The following is a 14,648-nucleotide window of genomic DNA, read 5'->3' as shown; positions in this document are numbered from 1 at the left end:
TTGATTACTGGTTGTTTGTATTACATATCAATACAGTCATATTGGTAGCAGGCGATACCTCCATTAGAGAATACGAGATAAACGTATAGATAATAACCATTTTTGGCAACTTTAAATACGACATCTCCGGTTCCTTCGGTGTTCTGACCGGAATTCTCGCGACCTCCATATATCTTGTCCGGACATACTACTATCTGGTTATCGAATGAACCGCTGCTAAGGTCATACATACGGACAGCATCAGAACCAGTTACGGCATAGTTGAAACTATTTACATGATTGTAAATGACATAAGGTACTTTGTTGAACACGGCATAGTCTACGGCATTGATAATTGTGTTACCCGGAGCACCTGTATTTGCCGCTTTTATGCTATTGTCTGTTCCTTTAAACCAGTAGAAATAGCGTTTGGCAGAAGTGTCTGTGACATGGCTGGCCAAGAAATAGTCACTTTGAGTGTCGGTGTCATCAGCATAAATCACATCCGCCCATTTAATCCAGTTTGAAGTCAGCAGAGAGGAACTCATAATGACAAATTCCGGACTTTGTGATTGTAAAGTACCATTTATGACACGCCAGCGGGCGAATTGTACTTTACTATCTTTTTGGAATACCGGAGTTGTGATAAGGGCATTGGCATCCAAATCTCCCTGGATAGAGATCTTCCAACCAAATCTTATATTAGTGCCAGTTTTATATTCAATATATTTCTGTGGTTTCTCATTCACTCCATTAGCTTTCCATACGGTGAAAGTACCTCCTGATGGAGTATAGCTGCAGAATAAAATATTATTTCCCCGATCTGCTGTTGCATGGAAGTTTGAATTATCACCGGCAAATTGGCTGATATCCATAGAACCTGCTATTTCTCCGGTCTGGCTATTTAAGTAAATGGCACGATCATTGGCACGTTCGTTGATGACAACATATTTGTCGACTACTGCAAGTCCGGTTACTTTACCCGGTAGCAGAATACCGCTTATTTCAGATAGTCTTTTAGACCATAATAGCTTACCGCTTCCTTGGCGAATACCTGCAACAGTTTTTTGCGGAATATCTTTTTTTACCGTATATGTTGCTTTATCTATGCCATTCTGTGCTGTGACGACGATGGTCTGTTCTTGTTCATAGTCTAGTGCTTCTGTTTCGGGATTGGGACTGCATGTTGCTCCATGTGAGATATCAATGTTAGCTATCTGCTCCCCTACATTATCTATGGTTACTAATGAAATTGTTTTTTCGTTTTCATTAATGACTCCCAATAGCCCTATGGCAGGAATATCGAATTTGGTGATGCTACATTCGTTGCTCTTACGGATTTCACCTATTACTTTGAATTCGGTACTAGTCCCGGAGGTCTGATCTTTCACTGTGATATAGTTGTCTTGGGTAAGATCCATATAAAGTAATGGTGGAGTTACACTGACATTATTCGCTAAACTGGCACTCAATCTTACCCGTTTTAGTGCAGAGGTCGGCAATACATTATCCGACAATTTGGGATAATTGTATGGGAAAACAAATGTGATTGAATGATTGGTATAATCTATCTCACCTTTGAAACTGTTTTCGCTGCTGTCATCGTTCGGAAACGATGCAGTGATGCTGTTGATACCTTCGCGTTGAATGTCAGAACCCAACTCTTCAGGACTGTGACAACTAGTTACTCCCCATAGAAGAACTAATGCCTGGATGATTGATATAATTTTGTTTTTCATTGTTCTAAGAGTTTTATTGTTATTTCCATTCATCATATTGCTCAATCAATGAGTTATTCTTCAATTCTTCAGACGGTACAGGAAGGACATATAATTTCTTTATAAACTTGCGGTCCTGTCCGTCGCAATCAACATATTCGTATGTATTGGTAGCACCAATGATTTTAAAGCCATGTGTGCGATAGTTGTTGTATTCAATATGGGCTAATTCCCAACGACGCATATCCCAGAATAAATGACCTTCATAGGCTAGTTCAACCTTTCTTTCATTTCTGTAATCTTTGAACCAAGCCTCGCCTGTAGAGGATTTACCCGGTAAATTTACTTTTACTCTGGCGCGTACCTCATTCATTGCACTTTGGGCTTCCCCGATCTTATTGAGTCGATAAGCTGCTTCCGCTTTGTTCAATAAAACTTCTGCATAGCGAATTTCAACCCACGGTTGGGCGCTTTTCCCATTTTTGACGTCTGTCAGCGTTTCATCTAACAATTTCCTTAAAAAATAACCGGTTGTGGTTTTGCCGTATGAAGTACCCTGTTCCCGGTAAGGCATAAACACACCATTCTTTCCGTCAAGGCTGCAATCCATCTTTTTCCCTTTCCAGGTACATCCTCTATAGATTACAGTTGCGGCGAAGCGAGGTTCCAGTTGGTCGTATGGAGGAGTTTCATCAGTAATGCCATGCCAGGGTGTCCAGTCTATCTTTTCTCCATTTTTGCTTTCATAACATTCTACCATTTCCTGGGTAGGAGTTCCTGTTGAACCATTGTCATAACCATCACATTGTGGTACATAATATCGGTCGAAAAGATGATTAGGCCCGTTGGCAGCATCATAATCAAACTCCAGAATCGCTTCTTTATTATTCCCTTTCCATGCATCTTCATATTTGTCCGTCAGACCATATAATTTGAGTGCAATTACATTATTAGCAGCATCATAGGCATCCTGCCAACGTTTGGCATATAACATTGCTCTCGATTTCAGTGCATAGGCTGCTCCTTTGGTGATACGCCCTTTATTTGCCGCATCCCATTCCTTGGGTAAATTATTGGCTGCAAAATCAAGATCGTCGGCTATGAATTGCCAGGTTTCTTCAGCACTGCTGCGGGCTTTATTAGTTGATACCGGCAGATCGTCATACAAGATGACACCTCCATGCCTTTTGGCTAACTGGAAATATACAAATGCACGGAAAAAGCGTACTTGAGCTTCCCAAAGCTTATTTCTGTCTGCTGAAAATTCGGAATATTTTCTTTGTAGAGATAGAAATTGGTTTGTTTCTCGGATCTGTTTGTATGCTGTTGAACGTAGCCAGATACTGTATAGACAGTTATCCGGAGAGATAGCATCCGGTGTTAGTACATAAAGATTAGGATGGCCGGCTCTGTGTCCCAGCGTATATGAACCATACTTAAATGCGTCAGTCAGACTTTCTGTAAAACTTCCGTAGAATTGGGCCTCCCCGAATTGACCGTAATCATGCAGGAGGGGGTAGAAACTATTCACATATTTGTCAACCTGGGTTTCATCTTGCCAGATGATTTCATCACTAACGGTAGTCGTTTGTTTTACTTCATCCAGCCAGTCGTTGCACGAACTTAAAGTCAGCAACATAAAGAAGAGTGATATATTAATACATAACTTTTTCATATAGCGTATATTTTAGAATGTGATTTTAGCTCCAAGTGTATAAGTCCTTTGTTGCGGATAATATCCATTGTTTACAGCTGGAGATTCCGGGTCGATGTTGTACTTGGACACAGCGCTGAAAGTCAGAAGGTTGTATCCCTCAACATAGAGGCGAAGAGCTTCCACTCCCAATGGACTCAACCATTTTTTAGGGAAATTGTATCCTATTTGCGCTGTTTTTATTCTCAAATAGTTTCCGTTACGATACCAGAATGTGGAGGCCAGCCCGTTATTCAAACTTCTCGGATTGATTTCCAGACAAGGGAACTCTGCATTTGTATTTTCGGGTGTCCAGGAGTTTGCCACCAGATAGACTGGTGCATTGCCATTCTGATAGAATGGACGCGTGAAGGCCGTAGCGCTTTGGATTCCGGATGAACCGGTTGCCGTATATACTCCGGTTAATGCAACATCGCTGCCAAGCCCCCATGATGCCAAAATATCAAAATCGAATCCTTTCCAGTTACCAAATAAATTGAAAGAACCTGTGTGGGTCGGTCTTGAACTTTTACCTACATACCCCTGATCTTGATTGACGGTTATAATACCGTCTCCATTTCTATCCATATACTTGATATATCCGGGATAAGCCGGTCGGTCGGGCATGGTAGCGGAGTTGGCTATCTCTTCCTCACTCTGGAACAATCCTTGGGCAATGAATCCCATTTTCGAACCGATTTGCTTTCCGGTCAGTCGTCTGTATTCCGGTGTATTTTCAGAGTCACCTGCATATTTGAGCCATCTTCCGTATGCGTATGACCAGATTAATTTGGCTCCATAACTGAAACTTCCAATTCTGTTCTGATGTGTAAAAGTGACATCAAAACCCTTATAATCTGCTTTGTTTACGTTTGCAGTTGAAAAATAATAGCCTCCCATGGAAGGAGTGTGCGAACCGGTTACGGAAGATAATTTGTCATATTCATATTTATAAAAAGCATCCAGTTCCATTCCTAATAATCCATTCCATAAAGTTACATCTACTCCGATATTATAGTTGAGGCATTGCGCCCATGTCAAATTGGGATTTCCCAATACGGACGGATAGATAGCTGTTTGACTGGCTCCGCCTATTACTACAGAATTGGGGGATGTGCTCATCGTATTTCTCCATTGGAAAGGCTGGATACCGCTGGTTGCAGTTTTTCCAATACCTGCTCTTAATTTCAGATTGTCTACCCAAGTAGCATGAAACCATTTTTCATTATTGATTCTCCAGGCAAGAGAGAGACCGGGCAGGGTGACCCAGCGTTTGTTCATACCACCAAACAGATAACTACCATCGTGGCGTAGTGAAGCCTCCAAATAATATTTGTCAGCGTAATTGTAGTTCAAACGACCTACAAAACCGGCTACACGTGTCTGGCTGCTGCTCCCCGAAGGTTTAGCAGGTTGCTCTTTCCCCTCTTTGGTGAATCCTGTGATTTGGTTCAACTCATCCAACTGAATGAAATCTAATCCGGTTCCCGTTACACCGAGATTGTTGCTATTACGTTCCCGTGTTTCGGCCAGCAATAATACTCCGATCGAGTGATCTCCAAATTTGTTATCATACGTGATACTGGTTTGCGTAGTGAACTCTTGGGCGCGTGATGCCGATTCGGATAATATAGGTGTATCTTTCAACACACTGTAGTCCTTATGGTAGGTGAGTGTGGTAGTGGCTGCATTAGGTAAATCCATAATCATGACTTCATTCGGCTTGGTCAACTGTTTAGTCATCCCATGAACTAAGTCGTACGCTCCCTGAAATTTTAAACTTAATCCTTTAAGCCAAGGTGTGTCGTATTTCAGACTGAAATTAGACTGCATATATGATTGGTTGGACCTGTTATATCCTGAATCGTATATGGATGCGATAGGAGCTACCGGAGAACCGGAAGTCGGGGTTGAAACATCGTATATTTTCCCATTATATTCATAAGTATCCTGTACATATGGCAAAGCGTAGCATACCTGTTGGGGAATATTCATCCAATCGTCCGGATCGGCAGAAAATTTGGGAGCATCCCGTTTTTCTATACGCCCCGAAACACCTAATGACAGACTAAGTCCTTTAGCCAGCTGTGCGTCGATATTAGAACGAAGATTCATTCGACGGTATTTGAACTTATCTATATTTCCTTTTTCCTCCAGATAACCGATAGATGTGAAGAAACGAATCTTTTCACTTCCTCCTGATGCTGAAATATTATGATGTTGGCGAACACCGGTTCCATATACTTTATCGTACCAATTGGTATTTCCCCATCCGTCGACACCCTCGCGCATTTTGCGCACCATGTCGACAGTAAACACTTCCGTATCACCTTGTAGAAGACGGGCTTTATTGTACCAATAAGCATATCCCGGTCCGTCGAGCCATTCTTGTTCTTCTGCATTCTGGCTGATGCCCACAGTACCTGTATAGCTAATGGTGACTTTATCTGTTTGTCCCTTTTTGGTTGTGACAATGAATGCTCCATTTGCGTCCAGACCATAAACGGCTACGGCTGATGCATCCTTTAATACAGACACAGATTCTATTTCATTCGGATCGAGTCCGTTGAAGTCACTTGCGCTTCTTCTGATGCCGTCAATAACATAGATAATACCACTTTGCCCGCGTATGGACAAGGAGGCATTATCCGCACCGGGTTGTCCACTGGCTTGTACGGCGGAAATACCGGCAACACGTGCACCGATGATATTACTGATTCCCATGGTTGGGGCTTTAAGGATTTCTTTATCGGAGACAGTAGATATGGCGGCGGTCAGACTACCGCGCTTTTGAGTTCCATAGCCTACCACTACGATTTCATCCAGCGAGGAAACATCTTCTTTAAGAGTGATATTGATATTCGTCTTATTACCTACTTTGACTTCCTGACTGACCATTCCGATATAGGAGAATACCAATACGTCATTCTTATGGGCATTAATGCTATATTTTCCGTCAACATTTGTAATGGTACCGACATTCGTTGCACCCTTGACAGCTACAGATACGCCAGGTAATGGTTCATCATTACCATCTTTCACAAACCCTTTTATTACTTCTTGTGCAAGACAATCGAGAGTGCACATTAAAAGAGTAATAAACAACGAGGTTACTAACCTTGGATTCCATCTGATTTTCTTCATTGCATGATAAGTTTTTAAATATTAGATCGTCGATTTGAAATTTTAATTTCTAACAATAGTCTCTTTAGACCGGTTAACTAGTTAATGATACAAAAGTATTCTGTTTCAAAGACATGTGCGGTGGCAAAAACGAAAAACTATCTTCAAAAAACGAAGAATAATGCATTGTTAATCTTCTTTTGGCGTTTTTCTTTTTAAGAACCATTCGAAGAACTTATATATAGTTTCGTTTGATTCGGGAGTAGGATCATGTTTGGGCCTGTTCGTCATTGCCACTCGATGATGATAACCCAAAAGTCGGTTGACTGCGACAGAATGATTTAATGGAATCCATCTGTCTACATTATCAGAATAACCTCCTGATACGAGAAATGGGCGAGGAGCCAATAAAGAATGGAGTTCATGTAAATCATGCCCCTCTTTACATAGTCTGGCATAGACACTTGTTGAAGAGTTATTGCCGTTGTTGCTCCAGATCTTTTTCCAGGGTGGGGGATAATACCCCAAGTACCAAGGTTCCCAATAATTGATATAATTATCTTTGGTTTCATCAAAGACGATACCCGGATCACTCCAGGCGGTGCAGGCAAACTTTTCATATAAACAAGAAGCAAACATAGCCCATTTAGCACCGTAAGAGTGTCCCATGATACCAATTCGGGTAGAGTCGACACTTTCGACTCTGGCTAATACTTCCCATGCATTGGCTGCCGCATAAGCAAGTACTGAAAGAGGTTGCATAGTGGAGTTGTTAATAGTCGGGTAATAGAGAGAGTAAGTCTTATCTTTGGTGGTCTGTCTAGTTCCTAATGAGAGAGTAACGAATCCTCTTTTGGTTAATTGGTAGGCGAAATCTCTATTAGCTTTTCCTCCCCATCCGATAGCTGTTTCCGGTTCGTAGAATACTGTGATAACGGCAGGATGTTTTCCTTTCTTATTTGGTTCCAGTAAATAGCCGTAAGTCTGTTCCAGAGGAGTCCAATAAAAACGCACTAAATGTTGTTTGAAATCTTCGCGTTCTGTGGTTTTTATAATCTCCAGTTTTTGATTGGTGATGATAGCCGGCCAATGACCGATCAGGTTCAACCATTTGTCTTTTATTTCTTTTCTTCGTTTTAGCCAGTCGTCTGCGTTTTTGACTGTATCTCCATTGTAAAATAAAAGAGGATTGCGGTAAGTTCCAAATTTCTCCTGATACAGTGGTGGTGGGGTAAAGTAGGCGGATAGCTTCTCCCAGTTTCTTTTTGTCTGGTTAATCTCTAATCTTTTGCACCCCATTATTGAGGTGATCCCCCAATAAATAATAATAGGATAGATAATTGTTCTTGTTTTTCCTCTTATGGTATGTCTTTGCATAGTATTAATATCTAAAATGTATTTCGAAAGGTATGAAAACAAAGGTAGGTCATTCTCATGAATGATCTTAATGTCAAAACGAAAAACAGTCTTCAGAAAGCGTTTATTTTATCTTTGTCTAGTCTTTTTCTGCCGGTATTCAATAGGTGAACATCCTTTGAATTTCTTGAAAATCCGGGCAATGTTATTATAGTCTGTAAAGCCTACTTCCATTGCTAAATCGGCCAATGGACGGTCGGTTGTGAGCAGTAGATCTGCAAGATGATTACACCGGCAATTCAGAATATATTGGTATATAGAGGTATTCAGTGCGTTTTTGAATTTCACTTCGAAGTTTCTGCGGGATAGCGGAATGTTTGCAAGCAGAGACTCTATGGTCAAATCGGAACTGTAATGAGACTCTATATACTTCACTACTTCCAGAATATAAGGGTCTTTGATATTGTGTTTCTCCGTAGATTGCCGTAATTCGATGCGGATAGGATTGATAACAATATTGAAAGTACCTTCGTGTTCCTTTTTTATTTGTTGATGAATAAGTCTGCCGATAGAATATCCGCCTCTTTCTACTTCGAGCTCTATGGATGAAATGGGAGGGTCGGAAATATTACACATCAGTTCGTCATTGTCCACGCCTAATAAAGCAATTTCTTCCGGAATAGGAATATTCGTCATTTTGCAAGTTTCAGAAATGAATAGGGCGTGCGCATCATCACAGCAAAATAGGGCGACTGGCTTGGGGAGTTGCTGCAACCACTGGCTCGCCTCCATTCTTATCTCGTCTTCCTGCTTATCCGATTCGAAACTGAAAAATTCGCCTCCGATACGTTTCACTTCCTGCCGATACCCTTCGCAGCGTTCGTCAGACCAAACCACCCCTTTAACGCCGAAATAAGCAAAGTTTCGAAACATCCGTTTGGCAAAAAACTGGGCTGCCATTCTTCCCGTACCTTTATAATCACCTGTCAGATTAGAGTAAGTGACGCTCCGGTGATGATAGTTTTGTAGTACTACCGGAATATTCAGCTCCTTCTGCAAATCGATCGTATCGTTGTTCCACTGACCGATAATGGCGTCGGCTTTCCATTCTTTCGCCCATCTTAAAATACCTTGTTCTCCATACATTGCGCTATAATAAGAAGGTAGTCGGTAAAAGAGCCAGGGGCCGTTTTCTTTGGAGTATTGGACAAGTCCCCGTAGCAGTTTCCTGTCAAATTCGCTTGAATAGTCTATCAATAGAAGAATCTTAATCATAGTTCTATGTTTTTCTTTAGTATAATGTAGGGATGCACAAATATAGAAGAATTCTTTTGTTCTCTCGCAATAAAGACTTAATTTTGTTGCAGCCAACACTTATCTGACACCCGGGTCTCATGAGCACTGACACCCGGGTGTTGGTATGCTTGACACCCGGGTCTCAATGGTGTTGACACCCGGGTGTCAGATAGAACGCGAGTATAAACGAAAAAAGAAAGGAGTATAAACGATGGCAGTGCCTTATGTAGTGAGAAAAAAAGCCGATTTAACATCGGGAGAAAGAAAAGAATTATGGTATGGTGTACCCAAAAAACTGATAGATCCGATTCGGAATAGAGAATTTGCCGAGTACATGGAAAAACGGAGTGGATTTCATCGCGGGCAGATAGATGGTATATTGACGGAAATGGTTGATGCTATCCGTAGTCTGTTGTCTATCGGACAGCCGGTTACTATCGAAGGACTTGGCACATTCCATACGTCACTGACCAGTCCGGGATTTGAACGCCCCGAACAGGTAACCCCAGGAAAGGTGTCCGTTTCACGTGTCTATTTCGTGGCTTGTCCTGAATTTAGCCGGGAAGTGAAAAAAATGAAATGCATGCGTATTCCTTTTAATCTGTATATGCCCGAAGAGATGCTGACCAAAGAAATGAAGAAAGCGGACCGGGAGCAGGAGCGGGAAGAATATGACCGTATGGTGGCACCGGAAATCGAGGAAGAAGTTCAGGAATAAGATAAATTAATACCCTCCCTGTCTTATTTATGAGATAAATCCCTATCTTTGTGGCACTTTTTACGAAAAAAGCAAATTCAAATTAATAGATATAGAAAAGAAAATGGCACAAGAAGACGTTTTTAAGAAGCTTGTATCGCATTGCAAAGAGTATGGTTTCGTATTCCCTTCGAGCGATATCTACGACGGACTAGGCGCTGTGTATGACTACGGTCAGATGGGCGTTGAATTGAAAAATAACATCAAGAAATACTGGTGGGACAGCATGGTGCTGTTGCACGAGAACATTGTCGGTATCGACTCTGCCATCTTTATGCATCCTACTATCTGGAAGGCTTCCGGACACGTAGACGCATTCAATGACCCTTTGATTGACAATAAAGACTCTAAGAAACGTTATCGTGCTGACGTGTTGATCGAAGATCAGCTGGCAAAGTATGACGATAAAATCAATAAAGAAGTAGCGAAAGCTGCCAAGAGATTCGGTGAATCTTTTGATGAGGCTCAATTCCGTTCTACCAACGGACGTGTATTGGAGCATCAGGAAAAACGTGATGCACTTCACACTCGCTTTGCTAAAGCTCTGAACGATGGAGATTTGGAAGAATTACGCCAGATCATTATTGATGAAGAAATCGTGTGCCCGATCTCCGGTACTAAGAACTGGACAGAAGTTCGTCAGTTCAATCTGATGTTCTCTACTGAAATGGGTTCTACTTCCGAAGGAGCCATGAAGATTTATCTTCGTCCGGAAACTGCACAGGGTATTTTTGTAAACTACCTCAATGTACAGAAGACGGGGCGTATGAAAGTACCTTTCGGTATCGCACAGATTGGTAAGGCTTTCCGTAACGAGATCGTTGCCCGTCAGTTCATCTTCCGTATGCGTGAGTTCGAACAGATGGAAATGCAGTTCTTTGTAAAACCGGGAACTGAACTTGACTGGTTCAAGAAATGGAAAGAAATCCGTTTGAAATGGCATAAAGCTCTTGGATTTGGCGATGCAAGCTATCGTTATCACGATCACGATAAACTGGCTCACTACGCAAATGCTGCTACTGATATCGAATTCCTGATGCCGTTCGGATTCAAAGAAGTGGAAGGTATCCACTCTCGTACTAACTTCGACTTGTCTCAACATGAGAAGTTCTCCGGCAAGAGCATCAAATATTTCGATCCGGAACTGAACGAGTCTTATACTCCGTACGTAATCGAAACTTCTATCGGTGTTGACCGTATGTTCCTTAGCATCATGAGCGCATCTTATTGCGAAGAGCAATTGGAGAATGGCGAAAGCCGTGTGGTTCTGAAATTGCCTGCTGCTTTGGCTCCGGTGAAACTGGCAGTTATGCCGTTGGTAAAGAAAGACGGTCTGCCTGAAAAAGCCCGCGAGGTTATTGACAGCCTGAAGTTCCACTTCCATTGCCAATATGACGAAAAGGATAGTATCGGTAAGCGTTATCGCCGTCAGGATGCAATTGGTACTCCGTACTGTGTGACAGTCGATCATCAAACATTAGAAGATAACTGCGTGACATTGCGTAACCGTGATACCATGCAACAAGAGCGTGTAGCTATCTCTGAACTGAATAACATTATTGCAGACAGAGTAAGCATCACTTCTCTATTGAAAACTTTACAATAAACCTTTGACGAATGAGTAAAAAGATCTATTTATTCTCCTTAGTATTGTTGGCTCTTGCATTCACTGCTTGCAGTGAGACGGAAGAGACGGGCAAATATGATAACTGGCAGGCACGTAATGAAGCTTTTATAGATTCAATAGCCAATGCTCATGCAAATATCGCTACACGTGGTCAGTTGGATTCTATTCATATGATTGCATATCCTGGAGTTCCTATCTATTTTAAAAAGAAAACTCCTGTGGGTGATGGAGTGATTCAAGATATTATCCCGCGGGCAACAGATGAGGTTACTGTATATTATAAAGGTTCTTATATCATTTGGGGTAATACTGGTGGTTATGTTGATAAACAAGATAACTTTATAGGGGAAGTGTTTAATGGCTCTTTTACTGAAGCGAATCCTAGCATTGATTTTTCAAGAACTGCGAACTTAACGGTTAATGGGCTTGCGACTGGTTTGTCAGAGGTATTGCAACGAAGAAAAATTGGTGAACGTTTGGAAGTGTATGTTCCATGGAAATATGGTTATGGTAGTAGCGATTATACTCCAAAAGGTTCTTCGATTACTATTTTAGGTTATTCAACTTTAGTATTTGATATTCAAATGTTAAAGTGCGAAAAATAATCACTTATTATCATTTGGAATTTATTAAAATAAAGTTCCCTTATTCTAATCCTATTTCATCTATGGAAAAGGATTAGAATAAGGGACTCATTATTTATATAGTATTGGTTTAGATATGATTGTTATTCTATGAATTATTTCTAAATCTGAATTATTTCGTATATTGTATTTCTGCCAGGAGTAAGGCCATAAAAACTTTTTTCTGCTGGTAAATCAACCCCTTTAGCATTATTTGATTCGCTCCACCTAATAGCCTGATTGGCATTTTTCCCGTTTTCATCATCAATCCATAAAATATTATGGGGTCCAGGCAATGGAGCAGTCCCAATTACCCCAAATTTGAAAGGTAATTTATCAGAGCGCGTCCCCCCTCCGAATAGCCAGAAGAAACCGGTGTTGTTATTGAAATAATTTGGACCAAATGAGGCTAAACCTGCATTGTCTATAATATGATTTTTGTTATTATGGTCTTCATTATCGTGATGCCGCTTAACTACATGCATATTCTGCGCATACAAATTTGGTAGATAAAATGCTAATACTCCACCCGTTGCATAGCCTGCAGGTATGACACAAAAGTGAAACTCTACATTCCCATTTCCATCTACTCTAGTTGCTCCTATATTTCCTGTTGAATATGTGTCTCCACCATCTTCACAATCCATATGGTATACAAATTCACGATATCTCCCACAGGTTTCATACTTAAAAACTCCCTCCAGGGGAGCTGCTCTTGTGTATGCTCCTGCATCTGTTCTTGTGTGGTTGTTATAGGAGAATTGGATTTGAGCAATAGAATCCTGTATGGCTTTAATAAGCCATGGCTCTGCAACAGTTTCTTCTTGTGTTGTTGGGGTTAGTTCATCTTTTTCTTTTTTTAATTCATCGATAGAATAACCTTTTAATACAAGTTCATAGTCGTTGATCATGTTTGCCAACTCTTTCCCATTTGTGCCTATATCTTGTAATCCTTCATCTGAAGAACAAGATGCCAATAAGGCACAGAAACATAAAAAGATAATTTTCCTCATAATACATTTTTTTAATTGTTAATAATATTATTTTGATAGTTCTTCATCGATAAGATGACAGATTTCTTTTTTTGAATTGGTGTCAACGATTAGGCGACCATTGATAATAAGTGTCGGTGTTGCATACACACCAAGAAGTACTAATTGATTGATTGTGTATTCAATTGCTTTTTTCCCGGCGTTACTTGCTATGTCTTTTTGCAATTTGTTTATGTCCATAGACATATTGTGAGCTATTTTGAAGACAGTTGTAGAATCAATATATCCTCTATATGCATATAATGAGTCTTGGAATTCCCAGAACTTATTTTGCTTGTTCGCTGCGTCACTTGCTATTTCAGCAAATGTTGGTATTGTTGAATAGTGGATATATCCAAATTTCACTTTATCTTTATATTCTTCATATATTGAATTGTGAAGAGAATGAGCATTAATGCATGATTCACAGTCAAAATCAGATATTATAATGACAGAGACTTCTGACTTTAGATTACCCCTGTAGTAGGTATGCAGGTTATCAAGGTCAACTCTTGGACTCTTTGGAGGATAGAGATATTTAGTTATCTTTTTATTCCTTTTTAGTGAGTCCAGTAAATCGTTGACAATAGCTCCTTTCAAATGAAATGAGCGCGTGGCTTTACCGGTAGGAGAATCTATTGCTACGCTATATATACTTTTTCCTCGAAATTCTGTAATTGATTCTAGCCTGTACCGTTTTAAAAGAGAATCTATTCCGCACTGTTCTATTTGAGCGTTTACATAATCGTCTATATATTCTTGATAAGTCATCTGTTTCTTATTGGCTTCTTTCTGTAGTAGTTTGACATTTATCAATTGCTCAAGAGCTTTCTTTTTGATTTCATGAATTCTGCAAAGTTCGTCGTAAAGCTCTTGTTTTATAATTGTGTTTATCTCACTGGCATATATTGCTTCTCCATCAAATTCAGCTATTATATCTTTCTCGGTACCTTTGGAACTTTGATGGGAGTTGCAAGATGCATAGAATAACACCATCAGCATGGCTGATATGTAGTATGGAATAAGTCTCATAGTGTACTTCAATCTATTGTAAATACTCCTGTTGCGGACCACGAAGACGATGATATCTCAAGAGTATATTCAGCACTTTTATCTTCTCCAAATAAATCAATGAGTCTGTACTTTTCTAAAGATGTACTTTTCTCCTGATAGATTGTTTGTCCTGTTTCTGAATTAATTATTGTGATTGTTACGTCTTTGGATGGATTCTCAAATTCAATCTCTAATAATGAATTACTGACATAAACTCGTGCCGGATCAAGGTGATTAGTAGAGCGATGCTCTATCGGTTGTCTAACTTTCATCTTTATTTGTCTTCTTGTGTCTGATGGCATTGAAAAGATAAAGCTAGAGCAAAGAACCATGAATGTGAATAAAAGTAGATTTCGTTTCATAATAGTTTTATTGTTATTGATTTTCAGCAA

At 40.3% G+C, this 14,648-nt stretch carries 11 protein-coding genes; 3 read left to right on the top strand and 8 right to left on the bottom strand.

Annotated features, from left to right (window positions below; all coding sequences use genetic code 11):
- Positions 1–20: 20 nt before the first annotated feature.
- From DW862_RS01140 to DW862_RS01120, 5 genes are all read right to left on the bottom strand, one after another.
- Positions 21–1,718 carry a DUF5018 domain-containing protein gene (locus DW862_RS01140; protein ID WP_049702276.1) on the bottom strand — a complete coding sequence of 566 codons (1,698 nt, stop codon included), beginning with the start codon at positions 1,716–1,718 and terminating at the stop codon, positions 21–23.
- Positions 1,719–1,737: 19 nt separating this feature from the next.
- Positions 1,738–3,372 (bottom strand): RagB/SusD family nutrient uptake outer membrane protein, encoded by a 1,635-nt coding sequence (locus tag DW862_RS01135; RefSeq protein WP_004299618.1) that lies wholly within the window; start codon positions 3,370–3,372, stop codon positions 1,738–1,740.
- A gap of 12 nt (positions 3,373–3,384) precedes the next feature.
- Positions 3,385–6,534 carry a TonB-dependent receptor gene (locus DW862_RS01130; RefSeq protein WP_120067119.1) on the bottom strand — a complete coding sequence of 1,050 codons (3,150 nt, stop codon included), beginning with the start codon at positions 6,532–6,534 and terminating at the stop codon, positions 3,385–3,387.
- 168 nt (positions 6,535–6,702) lie between these two features.
- Complete coding sequence (locus DW862_RS01125) at positions 6,703–7,890, bottom strand: S9 family peptidase (protein ID WP_118407404.1); 1,188 nt, start codon at positions 7,888–7,890, stop codon at positions 6,703–6,705.
- Positions 7,891–7,998: 108 nt separating this feature from the next.
- Complete coding sequence (locus DW862_RS01120) at positions 7,999–9,144, bottom strand: DNA-binding transcriptional regulator (protein WP_009039776.1); 1,146 nt, start codon at positions 9,142–9,144, stop codon at positions 7,999–8,001.
- Positions 9,145–9,376: 232 nt separating this feature from the next.
- Here DW862_RS01120 and DW862_RS01115 point away from each other — a divergent pair, with 232 nt between their 5' ends.
- The 3 genes from DW862_RS01115 (at position 9,377) to DW862_RS01105 (ending at position 12,154) form a co-directional block, all read left to right on the top strand.
- Positions 9,377–9,883 (top strand): HU family DNA-binding protein, encoded by a 507-nt coding sequence (locus DW862_RS01115; RefSeq protein WP_004314067.1) that lies wholly within the window; start codon positions 9,377–9,379, stop codon positions 9,881–9,883.
- Between the two features lie 103 nt (positions 9,884–9,986).
- On the top strand, positions 9,987–11,528 hold the full coding sequence (locus tag DW862_RS01110) for a glycine--tRNA ligase (RefSeq protein WP_087317094.1): 1,542 nt from the start codon (positions 9,987–9,989) through the stop codon (positions 11,526–11,528).
- Between the two features lie 11 nt (positions 11,529–11,539).
- Entirely contained in the window at positions 11,540–12,154 is a 615-nt protein-coding gene (locus DW862_RS01105; RefSeq protein WP_087317092.1) for an FKBP-type peptidyl-prolyl cis-trans isomerase, read from the top strand.
- A gap of 140 nt (positions 12,155–12,294) precedes the next feature.
- Here the strand turns inward: DW862_RS01105 and DW862_RS01100 are convergent, their stop codons facing one another.
- Genes DW862_RS01100 through DW862_RS01090 form a run of 3 tightly spaced genes read right to left on the bottom strand, consistent with a single transcriptional unit; the run spans position 12,295 to position 14,618 of the window.
- Positions 12,295–13,185 (bottom strand): hypothetical protein, encoded by an 891-nt coding sequence (locus DW862_RS01100; RefSeq protein ID WP_087317090.1) that lies wholly within the window; start codon positions 13,183–13,185, stop codon positions 12,295–12,297.
- 27 nt (positions 13,186–13,212) lie between these two features.
- The gene (locus DW862_RS01095; RefSeq protein ID WP_241149267.1) at positions 13,213–14,235 is read right to left on the bottom strand and encodes a thioredoxin domain-containing protein; all 1,023 of its coding nucleotides are present in this window, start codon (positions 14,233–14,235) and stop codon (positions 13,213–13,215) included.
- Positions 14,236–14,243: 8 nt separating this feature from the next.
- On the bottom strand, positions 14,244–14,618 hold the full coding sequence (locus DW862_RS01090) for a DUF3244 domain-containing protein (RefSeq protein ID WP_008642914.1): 375 nt from the start codon (positions 14,616–14,618) through the stop codon (positions 14,244–14,246).
- Positions 14,619–14,648: the final 30 nt, after the last annotated feature.

This window comes from Bacteroides sp. AM37-9 (genome assembly GCF_003603455.1).
Lineage (GTDB): Bacteria > Bacteroidota > Bacteroidia > Bacteroidales > Bacteroidaceae > Bacteroides > Bacteroides xylanisolvens.
The sequence above is the reverse complement of the archived record's forward strand: the minus strand, read 5'-3'. Positions and strand labels throughout refer to the sequence as shown.

What these genes read in the sequence shown, in the direction of transcription:
- DW862_RS01110 (WP_087317094.1), top strand. Translation starts at nt 9,987, where the DNA reads ATGGCACAAGAAGACGTTTTTAAGAAGCTTGTATCGCATTGCAAAGAG.
- DW862_RS01130 (WP_120067119.1), bottom strand. Translation starts at nt 6,534, where the DNA reads ATGAAGAAAATCAGATGGAATCCAAGGTTAGTAACCTCGTTGTTTATT.
- DW862_RS01095 (WP_241149267.1), bottom strand. Translation starts at nt 14,235, where the DNA reads ATGAGACTTATTCCATACTACATATCAGCCATGCTGATGGTGTTATTC.
- DW862_RS01105 (WP_087317092.1), top strand. Translation starts at nt 11,540, where the DNA reads ATGAGTAAAAAGATCTATTTATTCTCCTTAGTATTGTTGGCTCTTGCA.
- DW862_RS01135 (WP_004299618.1), bottom strand. Translation starts at nt 3,372, where the DNA reads ATGAAAAAGTTATGTATTAATATATCACTCTTCTTTATGTTGCTGACT.
- DW862_RS01100 (WP_087317090.1), bottom strand. Translation starts at nt 13,185, where the DNA reads ATGAGGAAAATTATCTTTTTATGTTTCTGTGCCTTATTGGCATCTTGT.
- DW862_RS01125 (WP_118407404.1), bottom strand. Translation starts at nt 7,890, where the DNA reads ATGCAAAGACATACCATAAGAGGAAAAACAAGAACAATTATCTATCCT.
- DW862_RS01090 (WP_008642914.1), bottom strand. Translation starts at nt 14,618, where the DNA reads ATGAAACGAAATCTACTTTTATTCACATTCATGGTTCTTTGCTCTAGC.
- DW862_RS01120 (WP_009039776.1), bottom strand. Translation starts at nt 9,144, where the DNA reads ATGATTAAGATTCTTCTATTGATAGACTATTCAAGCGAATTTGACAGG.
- DW862_RS01140 (WP_049702276.1), bottom strand. Translation starts at nt 1,718, where the DNA reads ATGAAAAACAAAATTATATCAATCATCCAGGCATTAGTTCTTCTATGG.
- DW862_RS01115 (WP_004314067.1), top strand. Translation starts at nt 9,377, where the DNA reads ATGGCAGTGCCTTATGTAGTGAGAAAAAAAGCCGATTTAACATCGGGA.